20 protein-coding genes and 1 tRNA gene are annotated in these 20,138 nt (G+C 38.6%); 11 read left to right on the top strand and 10 right to left on the bottom strand.

Features of this window, described 5'->3' with window-relative positions; translation table 11 throughout:
* Window positions 1–25 precede the first annotated feature (25 nt).
* Window positions 26–883 (top strand): OmpA family protein, encoded by an 858-nt coding sequence (locus ESY88_RS12335; protein WP_223270814.1) that lies wholly within the window; start codon window positions 26–28, stop codon window positions 881–883.
* Here the strand turns inward: ESY88_RS12335 and ESY88_RS12330 are convergent.
* The 4 genes from ESY88_RS12330 to rpiB form a co-directional block, all read right to left on the bottom strand.
* Window positions 880–1,323, bottom strand: coding sequence for a GNAT family N-acetyltransferase (locus ESY88_RS12330; protein WP_147086969.1), 444 nt, complete (start codon window positions 1,321–1,323; stop codon window positions 880–882). The two genes, ESY88_RS12335 and ESY88_RS12330, sit on opposite strands and share 4 nt — an antisense overlap.
* 70 nt (window positions 1,324–1,393) lie before the next feature.
* Entirely contained in the window at window positions 1,394–2,158 is a 765-nt protein-coding gene (locus ESY88_RS12325; protein ID WP_147086968.1) for an SDR family NAD(P)-dependent oxidoreductase, read from the bottom strand.
* Window positions 2,159–2,353: 195 nt separating this feature from the next.
* Window positions 2,354–3,265, bottom strand: a complete 912-nt coding sequence (locus tag ESY88_RS12320; RefSeq protein WP_147086967.1) for a cation diffusion facilitator family transporter — start codon at window positions 3,263–3,265, stop codon at window positions 2,354–2,356.
* Window positions 3,266–3,268: 3 nt separating this feature from the next.
* Window positions 3,269–3,703 (bottom strand): ribose 5-phosphate isomerase B, encoded by a 435-nt coding sequence (rpiB, locus tag ESY88_RS12315; RefSeq protein ID WP_147087052.1) that lies wholly within the window; start codon window positions 3,701–3,703, stop codon window positions 3,269–3,271.
* A gap of 1,026 nt (window positions 3,704–4,729) precedes the next feature.
* On the opposite strand from rpiB, the gene ESY88_RS12310 reads away from it, so the two are divergent.
* From ESY88_RS12310 to ESY88_RS12290, 5 genes are all read left to right on the top strand, one after another.
* Entirely contained in the window at window positions 4,730–6,967 is a 2,238-nt protein-coding gene (locus ESY88_RS12310; RefSeq protein WP_147086966.1) for a ribonuclease R family protein, read from the top strand.
* 280 nt (window positions 6,968–7,247) lie between these two features.
* Entirely contained in the window at window positions 7,248–7,574 is a 327-nt protein-coding gene (locus ESY88_RS12305) for a YbjQ family protein (protein ID WP_147086965.1), read from the top strand.
* A 165-nt stretch (window positions 7,575–7,739) separates the two neighbouring features.
* Window positions 7,740–8,414 (top strand): head GIN domain-containing protein, encoded by a 675-nt coding sequence (locus tag ESY88_RS12300; protein WP_147086964.1) that lies wholly within the window; start codon window positions 7,740–7,742, stop codon window positions 8,412–8,414.
* 66 nt (window positions 8,415–8,480) lie between these two features.
* The gene (locus ESY88_RS12295; RefSeq protein WP_147086963.1) at window positions 8,481–9,155 is read left to right on the top strand and encodes a LysE family translocator; all 675 of its coding nucleotides are present in this window, start codon (window positions 8,481–8,483) and stop codon (window positions 9,153–9,155) included.
* Between the two features lie 17 nt (window positions 9,156–9,172).
* Window positions 9,173–9,523 carry a ribose-5-phosphate isomerase gene (locus tag ESY88_RS12290; protein WP_147086962.1) on the top strand — a complete coding sequence of 117 codons (351 nt, stop codon included), beginning with the start codon at window positions 9,173–9,175 and terminating at the stop codon, window positions 9,521–9,523.
* A gap of 296 nt (window positions 9,524–9,819) precedes the next feature.
* Here the strand turns inward: ESY88_RS12290 and ESY88_RS12285 are convergent.
* From ESY88_RS12285 to ESY88_RS12275, 3 genes are all read right to left on the bottom strand, one after another.
* Window positions 9,820–9,890 (bottom strand) — tRNA-Cys (locus ESY88_RS12285).
* 73 nt (window positions 9,891–9,963) lie between these two features.
* Entirely contained in the window at window positions 9,964–10,332 is a 369-nt protein-coding gene (gene folB, locus ESY88_RS12280; RefSeq protein WP_147086961.1) for a dihydroneopterin aldolase, read from the bottom strand.
* A 2-nt stretch (window positions 10,333–10,334) separates the two neighbouring features.
* Window positions 10,335–10,544 (bottom strand): zinc ribbon domain-containing protein, encoded by a 210-nt coding sequence (locus ESY88_RS12275; protein WP_147086960.1) that lies wholly within the window; start codon window positions 10,542–10,544, stop codon window positions 10,335–10,337.
* 331 nt (window positions 10,545–10,875) lie between these two features.
* Between ESY88_RS12275 and ESY88_RS12270 the strand changes: the two genes are divergently transcribed.
* The 5 genes from ESY88_RS12270 (at window position 10,876) to ESY88_RS12250 (ending at window position 15,794) form a co-directional block, all read left to right on the top strand.
* The gene (locus ESY88_RS12270) at window positions 10,876–12,885 is read left to right on the top strand and encodes a glutamine--tRNA ligase/YqeY domain fusion protein (protein WP_147086959.1); all 2,010 of its coding nucleotides are present in this window, start codon (window positions 10,876–10,878) and stop codon (window positions 12,883–12,885) included.
* Between the two features lie 163 nt (window positions 12,886–13,048).
* A complete protein-coding gene (locus tag ESY88_RS12265) occupies window positions 13,049–13,420 on the top strand; it encodes a helix-turn-helix domain-containing protein (RefSeq protein ID WP_147086958.1) in 372 nt (123 codons plus the stop codon).
* A 20-nt stretch (window positions 13,421–13,440) separates the two neighbouring features.
* Window positions 13,441–13,923 carry a DUF1761 domain-containing protein gene (locus tag ESY88_RS12260; protein WP_147086957.1) on the top strand — a complete coding sequence of 161 codons (483 nt, stop codon included), beginning with the start codon at window positions 13,441–13,443 and terminating at the stop codon, window positions 13,921–13,923.
* 252 nt (window positions 13,924–14,175) lie between these two features.
* The gene (locus ESY88_RS12255) at window positions 14,176–15,336 is read left to right on the top strand and encodes a GNAT family N-acetyltransferase (RefSeq protein ID WP_147086956.1); all 1,161 of its coding nucleotides are present in this window, start codon (window positions 14,176–14,178) and stop codon (window positions 15,334–15,336) included.
* Between the two features lie 248 nt (window positions 15,337–15,584).
* Entirely contained in the window at window positions 15,585–15,794 is a 210-nt protein-coding gene (locus tag ESY88_RS12250) for a hypothetical protein (protein WP_147086955.1), read from the top strand.
* A 168-nt stretch (window positions 15,795–15,962) separates the two neighbouring features.
* On the opposite strand, the gene ESY88_RS12245 is transcribed toward ESY88_RS12250, so the two are convergent.
* The 3 genes from ESY88_RS12245 to ESY88_RS12235 all read right to left on the bottom strand — a co-directional run bounded on the left by ESY88_RS12245 (window position 15,963) and on the right by ESY88_RS12235 (window position 19,825).
* A complete protein-coding gene (locus tag ESY88_RS12245; RefSeq protein WP_147086954.1) occupies window positions 15,963–16,889 on the bottom strand; it encodes an SPFH domain-containing protein in 927 nt (308 codons plus the stop codon).
* A gap of 90 nt (window positions 16,890–16,979) precedes the next feature.
* On the bottom strand, window positions 16,980–18,491 hold the full coding sequence (gltX, locus tag ESY88_RS12240) for a glutamate--tRNA ligase (protein ID WP_147086953.1): 1,512 nt from the start codon (window positions 18,489–18,491) through the stop codon (window positions 16,980–16,982).
* 290 nt (window positions 18,492–18,781) lie between these two features.
* A complete protein-coding gene (locus ESY88_RS12235; RefSeq protein WP_147086952.1) occupies window positions 18,782–19,825 on the bottom strand; it encodes an alkane 1-monooxygenase in 1,044 nt (347 codons plus the stop codon).
* Window positions 19,826–20,138: the final 313 nt, after the last annotated feature.

Below are 20,138 nucleotides of genomic sequence, written 5' to 3'. Positions count from 1 at the left end.
ATTAGAATCCCATTTTAAAATGAAGATGAAAGTTTTACCTATCTTATTGATACTTTCCAGTCAAGTCTTTTTTGCTCAAAAGGACATGACTCACGAGGTTTATTTTGAAACCGATAAATATGAAGTGCTATCCACTGAGCACAGCAGGTTGCTTCTATTTATTTCTGAAATTGAGGGCATGGATATCGCAAAGGTTTCCATCTACGGCTTTACAGACGACCGCGGCAGCGATACCTATAACATGAATTTATCCCAAGAGCGGGCCAATGCCATCAAAACCATCTTCTCAAATAACGAATTTGACGAGTCCATCATCACGAATGTTGATGGTAAAGGTAAAATTCTTCTGAAACTGATTCAGGAAGATGATATTCACAAAATACGGAGTCTCAATCGCAAAGTGGAAATCGTGGTTTCTCCAGTATTTCCTCCGAAACCTAAGAAAACAGAAACAGAATTAGCAAATGATAAGCAGGATCTAAAGAAATTATTGGATGAGCAGCTCAAGGCTGGTGATAAGTTTACACTAGAAAACATTCTGTTTAAAACAGGCTATAGCAAATTACTTGCTGAGTCTAAACCAACCTTGGAAGAGTTGGCAGAAGTGTTATTAAAACGTAAAGATATTTATTTTACCATCCAAGGCCACGTATGCTGTACGCAAAACAGTAGAGATGCCATTGATAGACAAACCAAAAAACGAAATCTATCTGTCGCAAGAGCGAAATTCATTTATGACTATCTGGCCAAAAAAGGTATTGCCAAAGAACGCATGAAATATGTGGGAATGCGCAGGAAATTTCCCTTGGGAGGAGATCCAAAATTAGATCGTCGTGTTGAGATCTTAGTCACCTATGCCAATGATAGCCTTAATAAAGGTTAGCTTTTAAACATCGCAAAATGAGGGATGCCATCTTCCAAATACCCTTCACCTTCCTCAAAAAAACCAAGATTATTATAAAAGCGCTTTAAATAGGCCTGAGCAGAAATTTTAATGTCGGTTTCACCATAATGCGTCTTTACAGCCTCTATGGAAGCACTCATTATTTGATACCCATAGTTGAACTTTCTTTTTTTCTGCCGTACAACTACTCTACCAATACTGGATTTTTCGAAATAGTCTCCCGGCTTAAAAATGCGGGTGTATGCCACCAATTCTTTTGCTTCATATCCTAAAACATGAAGCGCTTTTTGATCCTTTCCGTCGATATCTTGATAGACACAGTCTTGTTCCACTACAAATACCTCGCTTCGCAGCTGTAAGATTTCGTAGAGTGCTTCAGTTGATAATTCTGAAAATCCTTTAATAGTTATATTGAGCATCCTAGAGTATTAGGATTCAAAAGTAAGCATTATTGTAAGTTGTACAACTTCCGAATAAAAATTACACAATTTAAGCACGCATGCCCCCATCTACTTGATACACACTGCCATTACAATAAGCAGAATCTTCGCTAAACAGGAAGCATACCATGTTGCTAATGTCATCAACTTTAGCGTAACGGCCTAAAGGAATCTGCTTTTCGAAGGCTTCTTTAACATCATCACCATGGCCTGGGTTGAGACCATCTTCTAAAGAGCGCATCATCCTACTATCTACTACACCAGGGTTTACAGTATTGACCCGTACTTTGCGTTCGCCCAGCTCCAAGGCTGCGGTTCTCATGATACCAATAATGGCGTGTTTACTGGTTATATAGCCCACCATACCAGCAGTGCCCTGAAGCCCCGCAACAGAGGAACTAATTACGATGCTTCCGCCATCCTCAATTTTTGGCATGACGTATTTCATACCAAGGTAAACACCTTTGACGTTAACCGCCATGACCTTATCAAATTCCTCTTCAGGGTAATCGGGTATTGGTTTGACCACCCCTTCAATGCCTGCATTGTTAAAAAATAGGTCAATTTTTTTATGTTGCTTAATACAGTCTTTCACGTAAGTTTCAACATCCTTGCTTTTTGTGACGTCTGCTACTGAATATGACATGCTATAATCCTTTTTCTTCGCTTCTTTCACTTTAGATTTCAAAGCATCCTCATCAATATCCACCAAATGGATCTTGGCACCTTCAGAAGCTAATTTCTGCGCGGTATTAAAACCAATACTTCCTGAGCCACCGGTAATGATGACTACTTTATCTTTGAATCGTTCCATTTTATTGCAATTTAGATTAAACGTTTTCGAACTTGACTTTTAAGTTAAGCTTTATCTAAACCTTAGACTTGCGTTATAAATTTAAAAATTGACACGATTGAAAAGAATGGTTTTGGGAACGTGAAAGGGAAGGAACATTGTAAAATGTTTAAGTTTACTGAAATTGAATGAGCGCCTAAAGTTTGTGAATACGCATCAATCCTGCACAATGATATCTTTGGTATCGTTCTTACCAAATTCAGGTTGAAGGTTCAAGTGATTGATGCCGAATTTTTTGTACACCAATGCCTCCACTTCATGCAGTACTTCATTAAATTGGGACAATTGGATGTCTTCATTGAAATCGATATGGGCTTCTAAATGGATCTCATCTTCATTAAGCTGCCAAATATGAACATGGTGTACATTTTTTATGACTTCAATTTGTTGCACCACGTTCACGATATCATCAATCTCAATGGTATCTGGTGTAAAAAGCATGAGCACCTTGTATGAGTTTTTAAGCAAATCATAACCCACAACAATGAGATAAATGGCAATTGCCAAAGTCAAAACACTATCTACCCAAAACATTTGATAGTATTTCATGAGCAAGCCACCAATCAAAACGGCAACACTAGCCATCATATCTGTGATCAAGTGCAAATAGGCACTTTTCATGTTCATATTACTTTTAGCGTCTTTTTTGAGCAATAACACGCTAAAACCGTTCCCTAGTATAGCAATGATGGCAAGCCATATCACTAAATTGGAATCAATGATTTGGGGGTTCTGAAAGCGCTTTATAGCCTCAATGATCAATAAAACGGCAACAATAATCAAAGTAACCGCATTGATGAAGGCTGCTAAAATTTCGGCACGTTTATAGCCAAAGGTCTTTTTTAAGGAGGCTTCTTTTTTAGAAAAGCGGTTTGCTATATAGCTTATCAGTAAAGACAGGACATCACTAAAATTATGCAGCGCATCGCTCAATAATGCCAGACTGCCAGACAGCAAGCCCCCTATGACTTGAGCTATGGTAATGATGATGTTTAGAAAAATGGAAATAACCAAGTTTCTACCAGAAAGCTCACTTGGTGAATGCCCATGATTATGAGAATGATCCATAAATTAGTGTTCCGCAGGAATTTTATCAACCCGCTTTTGATGACGACCGCCTTCAAAAGCGGTTTCCAAAAACGCATCTACCATCCCAATAGCTTGTTGTACGGCAGTGTATCGTGCTGGGATGCTCAAAATATTTGCATCATTATGCTGTCTTGCCAAAGTTGTGATTTCTTTAGTCCAGCAAAGTGCAGATCGCACTTCTTGATGTTTATTTGCGGTCATGTTGGCACCGTTACCGCTTCCGCAGATGATGATGCCAAAATCCACTTTTTTCGCAGCCACATCCTTTGCGACCGGATGAACGAAATCTGGATAATCCACACTATCATTGCTATCTGTTCCGTAGTTATTGATGGTATGGCCTTTAGCCTTTAAATGCTTAACAATAGCATTCTTATACTCGGTACCTGCGTGATCGTTGCCTATGGAGATGGTCATCATGTGAAGTTGTGTTTTTACAAAAATAGATAAAGCCTCTGTTATTATAACTAGGTAAACTGTATAATTAAAAAATTGCTAGTAAAAGGGCTCCTTATAACACACATGCTTTTAATACACTCAAAATAGTTTGCGCAATTCCAAATATGTACTAAAGTGCGTAGATTAATCAATAGCCTCGTGGAATAAAAACCTCTGCAGGGATTAAACCGAGTTTCATTCTGTTTAAAAACGAAATGGAACGTAATTGATCTAAATTTACAGGCTCAAATCTCGAACAGATTTTTATATAAATCCATCTGGCAGTCGTGTTCGAGGTTGAGAAGATTCCGGAACAACATAATATTTTTAAGTAACTGATTTTTAGTTAGTTTGAGAAATAAAAATTATATCAATCAACTTGTGATAAGCACTAATTAGACTTATCAACAATAAACCACCATTGTTAACTTCCGTCTATTTCCGTTTCATTACTTGTTCATATCTCTTCACAAGTGCTAAAAAGTTTTACTAGTAATATCCAATAAATTTTCCCAACCAGATCTTAAAATGAACCACCAAAAAACTTAGTCATTTTCTTTGGAGGAGTTTTAAGAGGTAAAACATGCGCTTGCTAACATAAATTTTGAAATAAGTTGTTACCTTTAAGTTGTGGATTGGGGTTGTTAACAGCTGTTGATAGCTCTTAAGATAGCATTCATTATAAGGCCTTTGTATGTTAATTAATTGTTAACTTCCTATTAAGTAAATGCGATAAGTGACTAATCAAAGCAAAAGACCTAAAAGTTATGGTCACTATTAACAACCCATCATAAGCACCATTTATTTTTAAAATTTTAAAAGAAAACTGATGATATGTATATATATGTTGATAACAAGGTTTTTCTTAAATTTAACCTTAACTAAACATGATTAAAAAATTTAACCGTAGTTTTGTATAAATTCAATAACTTCTCCTCTTCTAATATTGAATTAAAATTAATAACGTCTTGCACTCAGTAAGACTAGAATAAGATTTCATACATAATGACAAAACGAAAAACCAGGAAACCTTCCAATAATAAGATTTCCAACCTTACAAATACCATTCTAAGTATTTTAAAAAAAGATAGAAACCAAAATTTCAACTACAAACAAATTGCTGCCAAGATTGGGGTCAACGATGCCAGTAGTCGCAATCAAATCATAAAAAAGCTTCAACAGCTCAAAGCTAAGGAAGAGATAGAAGAAGTAGAACGTGGTAAATTCGCGATTGTGAATAATAACGAGTACCACACTGGTAGGGTTGATATGGCTTCCAGAGGGTCTGGATATATCATTTCAGACGATTTTGAGGATGATACCTATATTTCCTCCAACAATATGAACAAAGCCCTACACGGTGACGAGGTAGAGTTCTATGTGTATAAACGCAAAAACCGCGGAAAACAGGAAGGTGAAGTAACCAACATCATCAAACGCGCCAAAAGCGAGTATGTTGGTGTCATCCAATTGCATAAAAATTATGCCTTTGTGGTGGTGGATGGCAATAAAATGTACACCGATATTTTTGTTCCTATCAGCAAGATCAATAATGCTGAAAATGGAGATAAAGTGCTTGTGGCTTTGGAAGAATGGCCAGAAAAAGCCGATTCACCAAACGGAAAAATCCTTGAGGTTCTAGGTAAACCGGGAGAGCACAATACCGAAATGCATGCGATTTTGGCTGAATATGGCCTGCCATTGGATTTCCCACCAGAAATTGAAGCTTTCGCAGATAAAATAGATACCTCAATTACTGAGGAAGAAATTGCCAAACGTCGCGACATGCGAAAAGATCTAACCTTTACCATCGATCCTAAAGATGCCAAGGATTTTGATGATGCGCTTTCGTTTACGGTTCTTGAAGACGGACTTTACGAAATCGGGATCCATATCGCAGATGTTTCCCATTATCTTACACCAGATAACGTATTGGATGATGAAGCCTATGAACGTGCCACTTCAGTGTATTTAGTAGATCGTGTGGTGCCAATGTTGCCAGAGATTTTATCAAACAACGCCTGTTCTTTAAGGCCAAACGAAGAGAAATATACCTTTTCAGCAGTTTTTAAAATAAACGACAAAGCAGAAATCATGGACCAGTGGTTCGGTAAAACCGTTACCTATTCCGATGCGCGTTTTGCCTATGAGGAAGCTCAGGCCATCATAGAAAATAATCTAGGACTAAAGGCTTCCGAAGTTATTAAAAACCCAGGAAAAATTGATACTACCATCCCACAAGAAGTGGCGATTAGTGGCAAGGAATATAAAACCACCCAAGAGGTTGCTCAAGCAACCCTAAAATTGGATGAGCTCGCTAAGATCATGCGAAGTAAACGTATGAGTGCTGGTGCGATCTCTTTTGATAAAGTAGAAGTGAAGTTCAACCTTGACGAAGAGGCAAATCCCATTGGAGTCTTCTTCAAGACCAGTAAGGACGCCAATAAACTCATTGAGGAATTCATGCTGCTTGCCAATAAAAAGGTGGCAGAATTTATAGGCAAACAAGATCCCAAAAAGACCTTTGTCTATCGTGTTCACGATGAGCCAGATGAAAGTAAATTGGCAGCTTTGCAAAATGTAGTGGGACGATTTGGATATAAACTCAATTTGCAGGATCGCAAAAGCGTTTCTAATTCCCTAAACAATCTTTTAAAAGAGGTTAATGGTAAAAAAGAACAAAATCTGGTGGATACCTTGACCATTCGCACCATGAGCAAGGCGGAGTACACCACGCGTAATATTGGCCACTACGGATTGGCATTTGACTATTACACCCATTTTACCTCGCCAATACGTCGTTATCCAGATGTGATGGTGCATCGTTTGTTGCAGCATTATCTGGAAGGCGGTAAATCGGCCAATGAAGATATTTACGAAGATAAGTGCAACCATTCCAGCAATATGGAAGGCTTGGCCACTAGGGCAGAGCGTGACAGTATCAAATACATGCAAATTCGATTTATGGAAGACCATAAAAACGAAGAGTTTGTAGGCGTGATTTCAGGGGTGACCGATTGGGGTATTTATATTGAAATTATTGCAAACAAGTGCGAAGGCATGGTAAGCGTGCGCGATATGAAAGACGACCACTATCAATTTGACGAAGATCATTACGCGGTGATTGGTAAGAAAAATAACATCATGTACCAATTGGGCGAAGAAGTGGTTGTAAAAGTAAAATCAACAGATCTGGTCAAAAAACACTTGGATTTTACCCTGATTGGAAAGCACGAAGCTTAGTCTTTTAGCAATCTGTTTCACACCTATTTTTATGTTTTGGGCGTTACCTAAAGCCAAGTAAGCTTGGCTTTAGGTCAGGCTGTGCGTTATATCTTTTTAATTTAATCTGGCTAAATGGCCAGATTAAATTAAAAAGGATGCCACTTCCATCCTTAACGCATTCAGCACATTAACTTTCGGTTCTATATTTGTAATCCATCGGTTTTGGGAATTAGTTTCAGAAATAATATAAATTTGTAACAATTTCGAAGAAACTCATACCAATTACAAAACAAAACTCATGATTCTTACCACAACAAATTCCATAGAAGGTTTTAAAATTGCAGAATATAAGGGTATTGTCACAGGTGTTGCCTATGACAGCAGCTATAAGCACAAGGGTGCAAATCTGTCGTTCAAGGATATGTTCAATACCAGTAAATATTATGAAGTGTATGCAGCGGGATTGGAATCCATTAAAGAAAAGGCCTTTCAAAAATTGCGGGAAAATGCCAAGGCACTTGGTGCTAATGCAGTGGTTGGCATAAGGGTGGATATTGAACCTTTGGCAAATTCATATACCTTGATTGTTTCCATTACTGGTACTGCAGTTTTTGTGGCCGAGTAAAAATAAGTCGGTATTTTTTCGAATTAATGCCAATATTCTACAATTCAAATGAATGGGTGTTCATTCAATTCGTGGTTATAATTTTCTCTAAGTGTAACAATTCTTCAGTTAAGTCATCTTTACCTCGTAAACATACGTACATACATAACTAAACGCTTCTTTAAGATGAAATCCATTGCAAATCTTCTCGTTTTTCTATTCGCATTAAATGCATTCGCTCAAAACCCTATACAAAAGGAAGTTGACGATTTTACCGAGATCAAGGTCTTCGATTTGATTGCGGTCAACTTGATTAAAGCCGATGAAAATCGCGTTGAAATTACTGGAGATGATATTCAGGATGTGGAGGTTATCAACAAGAATGGCAAGCTTAAAATCAGGATGAAACTGGATAAGAGTTTCAATGGCGAGCGTACTTTCGTCTCAGTATACTATACAAATTTAGAAATCATTGATGCTAATGAAGGCGCTTATATTACCGCCAACGAACTCATTGAGCAAGACCAAATCGCCCTGAAAGCTCAAGAAGGGGCCAGACTAAAAATAGGCTTGGATGTGGATAAAGTTAATATCAGGGCAGTCACAGGAGGGATTGTTGAAACCCGTGGTAGAGCCAATAGTCAAGACATTGTACTAAATACAGGTGGTATTTATGAGGGTAAGGATTTTGAAACCAAAACCACAAAGGTAGATATCAAAGCGGCTGGTGAGGCCAATGTCAATGCCAGTGAAAATGTGGACGCTAGAGTTATCGCAGGAGGCGATGTCTACATCTACGGGAACCCTCAAAATATCAAGGAAAAAACCACCTTTGGTGGTCGTATCCAACGCATGCGCTAATCGTGTAAATATTCACGTGAAATACGCATCTTTTTTTGTTAGCTTTGTAGTAAAGCGATTCACTAGATGTTAAAAGATATATTAGCAGCAATTCCTTTTGGGATCATTTTGGCCTTTACCATTGGTCCAGTCTTTTTTGTACTGCTTGAAACTGGTGCTACTAAAGGTTTTAGGAGTGCTATTATATTTGATCTGGGTGTAATCTTAGCCGATATTGTCTTCATTATAGTGGCTTTTTACAGTACCAATAAACTGGTTGAAAAATTAAAGGACGATCCCAATTTCATAATCCTGGGAGGTGTTATTCTTATCGCTTATGGTTTGATAACCTTCGTAAAAACCTCCAAATCCTATCGATCCATTGTTAAGGAATATTATAAAGTGAATATCGAAAAAAACGCCTTGGGAAAACTTTTTGTCAAAGGGTTTTTGCTCAATTTTATAAATATTGGTGTTTTAATTGGCTGGTTGGGATTTATTGTGATTGGCAGTACAGTGACTGAAAGCGAAAATGGTGTGATTGTATTTATCATTACGATGCTAGGTGTTTATTTTCTTACCGATTTAATAAAAATCGCAGTTGCCAAACGCCTTAGAAACCGTCTCACGCCTAAGCTTATTTATAAGACAAAAAAAATAGTGTCCTTAGTGATCATGGGCTTTGGTATCTTGTTGCTTATTCAAGGGCTGTTTCCTAGTGGTACCGAGCGTTTGCAAGAAACCATAGAGCAAAGTTTATAAACCCATTTTAAAAGCCAATGCCAAAAGCACAATATCGCATCTACGTGGTAGAACTCTCCAAAAAAGTATTTACTGAAAACCGTAAATTCCGTGAGGCGAACCCGCAATTTAATGGAGTGTTGCAATGTTTGTATGTTGGCATGACCAGCAAAACCGCAAAAGAGCGTTTTTTGCAACATAAAACAGGATACCGAAACAAAAAAGGACACAAACTCTCTGCAAACATTGTTGAAAAATACGGGACTTACTTGAGACCAAGTCTGTACAATCATATTGACCCTTTAGACACTAGATTAGAAGCACTCCAAATGGAAGAAGCGCTCGCACTGAGTCTAAGGCGCCAGCGTTATGCGGTTTGGTTTAATTGAAGTGTTCTTTTTTGAGATGGCTTGTCGTTAATGGGAAGCACGAAGCAAACTGCATCTAGAAATACATGCATTCGATATAATCAGCAGTTTCTTATAGTAAAACTATCTAATCATTTCAGGAAGAAATCTTTTGAAATGCTCCAGAGGGTTTTATGCCTTGAGCTTATTGATTAGCTACGTTTTAAACATTTTGGCAACTGTGGCAATCCCATTTTACATCTAATTGAAAGTTGTATAAAAAACCTCCGAGATCTTTGGGTATAAAAAAACCTCCAAGAAAAAACTTGAAGGTTTTGAGGCATCAAGCGGATTCGAACCGCTGTAGCAGCTTTTGCAGAGCTGTGCCTAGCCACTCGGCCATGATGCCAATATCTGCTAAATCAGGATATCGTTTTAGCAATGAGTCTGCAAATGTATAAAAAATTAGCCTTGTAAGCTAGTTAGACCGCGTTTTTTCGACTTTCACTCATTTTAATGGTGACACGCTCTACGTCACCACCAATAGGCGGATTCAATTTACTCACATAGACGCATGCTTTTGTGACCAATGCATCTTCCATAAATATGCGGTTTAAGATGCGTTTGGCTACAGTTTCCAACAAATAGGAGGGCTGTGCCATTTCCTCGCGCACAATGCGATTGAGCAATACATAATCTACTGTTTCACTTAATTTGTCACTTTTGGCAGAGGTTTGTAAATTCGCCTGGACTTTCAAATCCACACGATAATCACTACCAATCTTGGTTTCTTCCTTTAAACAACCGTGGTGCGCAAAAACCCGGATATTTTCAACTTTAATAGTACCCATAATTAACTAGTAAAAAAATCAAATACATTACTCAATCCGCTGGTTTTGGTCTTGTAGAATTCGGTATAAGTGCATTGGGTGCAGGTCACGCTGCTAAACTTCTTGTTTTGCACATCAAATATTTTTGATAAAGTACCACCAGTGGCGCGCATTTGTCCTGTTTTGAACGTGGTATTGTTGCACTTGGGACATTTATAATTTCTGTGTTGCATGAATTTTAATTTTCGTTAAAATTAGTTATTCTGTTTTAAAATCGATCTCATTCAATGCATTAATTCAGAATAGATGTAGTTCCAATTGTTTAGATGATTTCCTGATTCTAGTGATTTGATGTTTAACATTTAAATAGTACAAAAATCAAGATTTAGCTCAAACATGTATATGGGTAAGTTTGTTTATCAGTTAGTTAGTATCATCCCGAAAGCTTTTGAGATCATTCTAGATTCTGGTGGCTTAACGGTCTTGAGTGTCTGCTGACACTAATGATTAAAAACCGCACTTAAAAGCACATAATTACTTAATTTTGTTTTATAATCGTAAGACATGTCAGAAGAACCAAAATCGCTCAATTTCATTGAGCACATTATAGAGGAGGATTTAAAAGCCGGGTTGTCAAAGGATAAGCTGCGTTTTCGTTTTCCGCCAGAACCCAATGGTTATCTGCACATTGGGCACACAAAAGCAATAGGCATTAGCTTTGGGCTTGGTGAAAAGTATAACGCGCCGGTAAACCTGCGTTTTGATGATACCAATCCTGCAAAAGAAGAGCAGGAATACGTAGACGCCATCAAACGTGATATTGCTTGGATGGGTTATGAATGGGCAAATGAGCTTTATTCTTCAGATTATTTTCAAACACTTTTCGATTGGACGATTCAACTCATAAAAGATGGCAAAGCTTACGTAGATTCCCAATCCAGTGAGGCGATGGCAACCCAGAAGGGTACACCTACCGAGCCAGGTGTTGATGGACCTTATCGCAACCGAACTGTCGATGAAAACTTAGAGCTATTCTTAAGCATGAAGGCAGGGAAGTTCGACGAAGGTAAGCATATTTTGCGGGCCAAAATTGATATGCAACACCCCAACATGTTGATGCGTGATCCCATTATGTACCGCGTGCTCAAAAAAGAACACCACCGTACTAAAGCCAATTGGTGCATCTACCCAATGTACGATTGGACCCACGGTGAGAGTGACTATATCGAACAGATTTCGCATAGTTTGTGCTCTCTGGAGTTTAAGCCTCATAGAGAACTTTACGATTGGTTCAAAGAACATGTATATCAATATGCTTCAAATGAGTTACCAATGCAACCAAAACAACGTGAATTTGCACGTTTGAATTTAAGTTATACCATCATGAGCAAGCGTAAATTGCTTCAATTGGTACAGAATGGTGTTGTTTCTGGTTGGGACGATCCAAGAATGCCTACCATTTCTGGTTTGCGAAGACGTGGTTATACGCCAAAATCAATCCGCCAATTTATTGATAAAGTTGGGGTCGCAAAACGTGAAAATGTGATCGATGTGTCCTTGTTGGAGTTTTGTATTCGAGAGGATTTGAATTATTCTGCACCACGGGTCATGGCGGTATTAGATCCAGTAAAATTGATTATTACCAATTATCCCGATGGAAAAGAGGAGTGGCTGGAGGCTGAAAATAATCAGGAAGATGATAGTGCTGGTTTCAGAAAAGTGCCTTTTTCGAAGGCATTGTATATTGAACGTGATGATTTTAAGGAAGAAGCAAGCAGCAATTTTTTTCGGTTGAAACTGGGCGGACAAGTGAGACTGAAAAATGCTTATATCATCAAAGGCGAAACTGTGGTCAAAGATAGCAATGGTAACATTACAGAAATCCATTGCACCTATTCCACAGATACCGAACAAAAAGTGAAGGGCACCTTGCATTGGGTATCCATTAAGCACGCTATTAAGGTTGAAGTTCGCGAATATGACCGTTTGTTTAGGGATGAAGCACCAGATTCACATCCTGAAACCGATTTCATGGAATTTTTAAACCCCAATTCTCTAAAAATCATTGAGGCTTTTGTAGAACCAAGTTTGGCGGAAGCCAAGGTAGGAGAGCGGTTTCAATTTCAGCGTTTGGGGTATTTTAATGTGGATGATGATTCTACTGAAGATTTGCTGGTTTTCAACAAAACTGTTGGTTTAAGGGATTCCTGGGCAAAACAGAAACCCAAGCCTCAGCAGCAGCAAAACACGCCTCAAGCGCAACAGCAGCAAAAGCGTCCAGCAATTGATGAAATAAAGAAATTAGGTAAGAAATACGCTAACTTACCAGAAGACAAGCAACAAAAAACAAAGACTGTAATCCTCAAGTTAGCTGAAGATGTGAGTTATGATGAGGTTCAAGACTTGTTCAACACCTCTGTCAAAAAAACGGGAACCCGCATCGCCACGGTTTTAATGTTGAGTGTATTGCTTAAAAACGGTCAGGAAAGAAACACAGAAATCGAAGAATTTTTGGCGAGTGCAAAAGCTGATAGTAACACAACTTTGGTGGTTGAGGCGAATGCTGTTGGTTAATGATTAACGGCATTTTACGTAATGATTGTAAGACCTAAGAGGTTTTCATAACCAGTTAGGTCTATACACTTTACGCCTTCAAAGTTTTCATTGCTGAATGGCCGTTTGTGGTTGATATTTACATTCGTAATTAGAGACGCAAATACCGTTTAAAAAATTAATTATGGAATTGAGACCTAATAAATCTGAAATTGATTACCGAAACGCCCTAGGTCGACTAGAGGTCATTTTCGATGCAGAAATCGATACTAAGGAAGGTGATGAGGCATACGTTTTGTCCTTATCAATTGAGAATTATGAGAATGAACATTATTTAATCGAAGCACCTGACCCAATTGAAGCTATAAAAATACGTATGGAAGCATTCAACATGCGTCAAAAGGACTTGGTTGGAATCATAGGAGGAAAAAGTAGGGTGTCAGAAATTCTGAATATAAAAAAGAGGCTAACGGTTGAGATGATTCGAGAACTTGAAAAAACACTTCAACTATCTGCATCGGTTTTAGTACATAATTATCAACTTAACGAGAAATAATCATAAAACAACCCAATCTTATGGAATTCAATTATCTCGCTATTTTAGCGGCTTCTGCAGTGCCAATCGTAATTAGTCTGTTGTGGTACCATCCTAAAACCTTGGGTATCCTTTGGATGCGAGAATCAGGCATGACCGAAGAGAAATTTAGAAGCAGCAACGTAGCGGTTATTTATGGGGTTAGCTTGCTATTGGCCATTGTGCTTGCATTTTCAGTGCAACTATTGGTCATACACCAAATGGGAGTTTACAGCTTAATGGGAGGAAACCCTGAAGCAGCGTTGCCTTCTTACCAGGCCTTTATGGACGATTATGGTACCGCTTTTAGAACCTTCAAACATGGCGCTTTGCATGGGTTTTTGTCTGCGTTGTTTCTGTTTTTTCCAGTCATTGCGATCAATGCCTTATTTGAGCGCCGCAGTTGGAAATACATCTTCATCAATACCGGCTTTTGGACATTGAGTTTAACGATTATGGGCGCGATTATTTGTGGCTGGAATTAGTCCAAATTAATCGATTTGAGACGAGGCATAAGGTTTGTGTCCTCTGGGAATTTAATGATTTCAATATTCCAAGATATGTGAGTATATAACCATCAATAGCCTTTTTTTTTTGAAATTCTGATAGTATAGCGCTTGCATTTAGTAATTTGGAATCATGTCTTAGGGTTTAAGTCTTTTAAGGCAGCGGTGTTCTATATTTCATGACCTAATATTAATTTTGTAAACTGCTGCCAAACCGTTTTATTTGCTGCCTTGATACACTTTAAAATTTATAATTCAGTAGAGAATCTTCCGAAGGAATGGAATGCATTTTCTACGGAAGATATCTTCCTAAAAACACCCTTTTTAAAGGCTTTGGAGCATGCCAGTCCAGCCAATATAAGCTCCTATTATGTGGGCGTTTTTTCTGCGGAAGGCCTAGTAGGTCTTGCTATTGTGCAGCGTGTGGAACTTTATGCTCAAGACATTTTTAGAAAATCGCAAAAGCTTTGGTACAAGCAATTGGGTAAAGATCTAGTAGCGAAGATTGCCAAGGGAAATGCTTTAGTTGTTGGCAATTTGATGCATACAGGTCAACACGGACTTTCATTTGCTTCAGAAGCCATTTCGCAAAGGGACTTTCTGGAAACGATTACGAAAGCGATCGCCCAACTTTCTGCTGATATCAAGCTGCAGTTCGGTAAAAAAATTCGCATTATCGCCTTTAAGGATTATTTTGAAAACGATACGCTTCATGCAAGTACGGATTTCTTCCGAAGTCAAAAATTATACAAAGTACAGATGCAGCCCAATATGATTCTTAACATTCCCGAGCATTGGAAATCTACAAACGAATATACAGCAGTTTTCAATAAAAAGTACAGAAGGCGGTACGCTACGGCCAGGAAAAAGGCAGATCCAATAATTAGCAAAGAACTCAACTTAGTGGAGATTGAAAACCATAAAGAAGCTATTTATGGCCTCTACGAAAGCGTGTCGGACAATGCAGGTGTAAATTCATTTAAGTTGCCTAAAACACACTTTTATGAGTTGAAAAAACAGCTGGGTATTAAATTTAAACTGTTCGGTCATTTTATGGATGAGCGTCTGGTTGGTTTTTATAGCTTGATCTTAAACGGAAATCATTTGGAAACCTATTTTTTGGGTTATGATCAAAATTTGCAGCACAAGCATCAAATGTATCTCAATATGTTGTATGACATGGCTTTTTTTGGGATAGAACAGGGATTTGAAAGTGTTATTTTCGCAAGAACCGCCATGGAAATCAAAAGTTCTGTGGGTGCTAAACCTTATGCTATGGCTGTTTATATCAAACACAGCAATACATTTTTGGCGAATCGCATTTTGAAATTGATTGTGACATACATGAATCCTGTGCAAGTTTGGGAAGAACGCCATCCTTTTAAGGATTGAATTTTTTATTTAGGAATTTTGTTGAAACGTGCTATTTCAAGCATTTCAGAAAAAGAATACAGTGTATATGATCAAAATATATCTCTAAAAAATGTAGCCTATGAGTTAGTTGAAATTGAGTCGTTGTTCTTGGTTCTTCATTCTATGTTCTGTTTTTCTGTGAAATTACAGTTAAAAGCAATTTAACATTTTGATGGGCTCCCAAATATGACTAACTTTTAACTCACATTATAAAATCAGCATCAATCATGGATAAAGCAAGTAGGATATTAACCGAGATTTCAACGGTAGCCAGAGACATAGAGGAAAACTATCCCGAGCTCCAAAAATATTTGGATGAAACTCAGGATACTTTGCCAGAAGGCGCCAACACAAATGCCAAGATGGATGAAAAATCACTTGAGACGTATTTGAATACTCTAAAAGAAATGATCAAAAAATACGAAGAGGAGCATTGATTCGCTTCCACATCAATAAAAATGCCCCAAATTGAATTGAGGCATTTTTTTTATCTCATCTTTTTTTCTAAAGCCTATTAAAAAGACCGCTCAGGATTTCAAAAGTAGAGCGGTCTTTAATGGGTTTATGTAACGTTGCAAAAATCAATATCGGTTTTTGAGGTGGTTTTAGTCATCCTCCTTCTTCCTTGCATTCTTCATGGCCTCGCCAATTTGGTTACTTGCAGTAAAGCTTGCAACCATATCGTTAAGCATGCTGCTTCCGGCTTGTGGCGAATTTGGTAATAAAATCAAGTTACTGTTAGTTTCCTCACCTAGCGATTGTAGCGTATCATAATGCTGTGTTACCACTATAAGCGCAGAGGCTTCTTGGGAGTTGATTCCCACACGGTTCAACACTTCAACCGATTCTTCCAACCCACGTGCAATCTCACGACGTTGATCGGCAATGCCTTGACCTTGTAAACGCTTGCTTTCTGCTTCAGCCTTGGCCTTTTCGACGATAAGAATCCGTTGGGCGTCTCCTTCAAACTGTGCTGCGATTTTCTCACGTTCTGAAGCATTGATTCGGTTCATGGCTTGTTTTACCTGCGCATCTGGGTCAATATCGGTTACAAGGGTTTTGATGATATCAAAGCCATAAGTGGACATCGCCTCGTTGAGCTCTGCTTTTACGGCCAATGCAACGTCATCTTTTTTAACAAAGACATCATCGAGTTTCATTTTGGGTACTTCTGCACGAACCACATCAAAAACGTAAGAAGTGATTTGCTCATGCGGATAGTCCAACTCATAAAATGCGTCGTAAACCTTGGTTTTGATCACACGATATTGAACAGATACTTTCAAACGCACAAAGACGTCATCTAATGTTTTGGTCTCAATGATCACATCCAATTGTTGGATTTTCAAACTCAGTTTCCCAGCAATTTTATCGATCAAGGGAATTTTTAGTTGCAATCCCGATTGTCGCACACTGTGAAATTTACCAAAGCGCTCTACAATGGCTGCGGTTTGTTGATTGACTATAAAAAAAGCCGAGATCAAGATGATGAATCCGAAAAAGAGTATGGGTATTAAAATAAATTTTTCCATGGCAATTGAAGGTTTAAGGGGGTTTGTAATCTTAGGCTTCTTACTGAAATAAGCTATATTTTGACGTAGTTTAGGCTTTTCAGCTTAAAATTAAATGGATGCCAATAAGGTATCGATTCGTTTCACGGTTTCGGCTTTACCAATCATAAACATGATATCGAATACATCTGGACCCTGTAAAGCGCCCACTAGCGCCAGTCGCAGGGGCATCATCACTTTTCCGAAGCCAATGTTGTTATCTGTAATCCAGCTTTTAATATCCTCCTGAAGGCTTTCTATTGTAAACTCAGCATTGGTGGTCACTTTTTGTATGAGCTGTGTCATCAATTCCGGAGTGTCGTCCTTTATTGCTTTCTTATAGGCTTTGTCATCGAAATCTTTTGGCGCCACAAAAAAGAAGCTGCTCAATTCCCAAAAATCACTTACAAAGGTCGCGCGTTCCTTTATTAAAGCGACTACAAGTTCGATATATTGAATATCGATATCTGCTAAGGCTTTATGCGAGGCTTTGTATGCTTTAGCTAAATCGGCATCATGTTGTTCTTGCATGTAGTGGTGGTTAAACCACTTTATTTTATCTGGATCAAAGCGGGCACCGCCTTTGTTGACGCGTTCCAATTCAAAGACATTGCTCAAGATTTCCAAAGTGAAAATTTCTTGTTCGGTACCAGGGTTCCAACCTAATAATGCCAAAAAATTTACCATGGCTTCAGGAAAATAACCATTCTCTTTATAACCTGCGGAAACTGCTCCAGTCTCAGCATCGGTCCACTCTAACGGAAACACTGGAAAGCCCATTTTATCGCCATCGCGCTTGCTCAATTTTCCTTTACCAGTAGGTTTAAGAATTAGCGGAAGGTGCGCAAACTGTGGAATATCCCAACCAAAGGCATCGTAAAGTTGATAATGAAGCGCTAGGGAAGGCACCCATTCTTCGCCACGAATCACGTGGGAAATCTGCATTAAATGGTCATCCACAATATTGGCCAAGTGATAGGTTGGCATGCCATCGCTTTTGAACAGCACTTTGTCATCCAAAATATTGGTGTCAATCTCAATATCGCCACGAATCATGTCTGTTAAATGAAGGGTCTCGTCTTGAGGGGACTTGAAGCGAACGACATGATCCTCGTTGGCATCCAACTTTTGCTGCACGGCTTCTGCTGAAAGTGATAGGGAATTATCCAACTTTTGCCGGTTATGCCAATTGTAGATAAAGGTTTTGCCTTTGGCTTCATGGTCTTTTCTATGGAAATCCAAGGTTTCGGCGGTATCGAAAGCATAGTAGGCATGACCGCTTTCAATGAGTTGGTCTGCATACTTTTTATAGAGGTCTTTACGCTCACTTTGTCGGTAGGGACCAAATTTCTCATTTTTGTTGGGGCCTTCGTCAAAGGGAATACCACACCAATTGAGTGCTTTAACAATATAATCTTCGGCACCTGCAACGTAGCGAGTTTGATCGGTATCTTCAATGCGCAGCACAAATGTGCCCTTGTGTTTTTTGGCAAAAAGATAGTTGAATAGGGCAGTACGTACCCCACCAATATGTAGTGGTCCAGTTGGGCTTGGTGCAAAACGCACGCGAACAGGTTTGTTCATCTTATTGAATTGAAAGGTTATCGATTAGTCACAACGATCTAAGACCGCATGTGATTTTATAATAACAAAGATAAAGGTTCAAGCCTCAATGGTCAAGCTTGCGATATGAAAGTTTGGGGTTTTTGGCAACGAGTGGCGTTTAAAACCGACTCTAGTGAAGTCGCACATAGCCTAATCAAAAGAATTCACACAAAATGAGGTTAAATGCGAAGGTTTTTAAGATAATCTAAAAGCACGATTCATTTCCTTATGAATCTATGTGCTAGTCGCTATGTTCTATACTGTTTTTTTCAATTCAGCAGCATCTGTCTAGGCACGCGCTTGTTCATAATCTTGAACCATATTGGAGGAACCATCGCCAAAACCATTGATGTAGGATATCCAAAAGGCATTTGCGGACTCTCATCATGGCAATCTAAAATCTGGTATTTTTTGGTCGACTTGAAATGATGGTCGCTATGCCTGGTAAGTTCGTAAAGCACGATTCTGCCGATGACGTGGTTGGAGTTCCAGGAGTGCATTTCTTGAACACGTTCATAACGACCCGATTTGGTCTTGAGGCGCAACAATCCGTAATGTTCGATATAATTGACGGTTTCTAAAAGCAAAATGCCCACAATGGCTGCGGAGATTACGAAAATAAGCGCCATTTTGCCGAAGAACAAAAAACACATTGCTAAATAAACCAGTTGCAGGATACTATACCAAAACATGTCATTCTTTAGGCTGAGAAAAGGGCGACCGGAATTTTTCAATAGTGTCTTCTGGATACTCCACGCATTGACGTACTGTCTAAATACCGAAGTAAACCAAAACCCATATACGGTCTGGTTGTAGCGGGCGGTTGCAGGATCCTCTGCAGTAGCGGCGTGAAGGTGGTGCCCATAATTATGCTCTATAAAAAAATGCATGTACAAAGCCGGAAGCAGCAGCGCTTTGCCCAAAAAACGCTCGTTGGTGGTATGCCTGTGGCCTAATTCGTGTGCGACATTGATGCCGTTGACGCCTAAAACGATACCTACGGAAATGACAATTCCTACAATTTCGTAAGTAGCCAGCGGTTGTTGTGTGATTTGATAAATGCCGAAGCCAATCAAGACATAAACAATAGGGAGATTGAGATATAGCAACCAATCGAAAACTTTTCGTTTGAGGCGCGCATTATGTTCTTCTGAAGACAAGTTTTTAGGATCCACAGTAAAAATCAATTCGAATATTGGAATAAGAATGAAAGCATAAACAGGCGTGAGAAATACAAATGCACCTTTAAAATAAAGGCTTATAAAAGCCACGAGCGGAATAGAAAAGGCAGCTAAATATTTGAGGTCTTTCATAAGAATAGCTTTTGTGATTATTGCGATTGGTTAGTTGAATCTGAAAATACTGCGCCGAGTTTCAGTTTTCAAAATCAAACGAAGTCCTTTTCAGAAATAAGTAGCTACGTAAATGAATTGAAATTAACAGAAACTTACCAAAGTTAGTCAATTGTAGGTTAAAATAAAATTTGTATATCCGCAAACAGCCCTAAAATGAAATAATTATCGTATATTCACTTGATATTAAAACAGTTGATTATGAATATATTTGATTTTGGAGTTCATTTCACAGACGAAAAGAGCTGTCGTACACATTTTAAAGAGGAACGAG

The organism is Subsaximicrobium wynnwilliamsii, assembly GCF_007997225.1.
Lineage (GTDB): Bacteria > Bacteroidota > Bacteroidia > Flavobacteriales > Flavobacteriaceae > Psychroserpens > Psychroserpens wynnwilliamsii.
The sequence above is the reverse complement of the archived record's forward strand: the minus strand, read 5'-3'. Positions and strand labels throughout refer to the sequence as shown.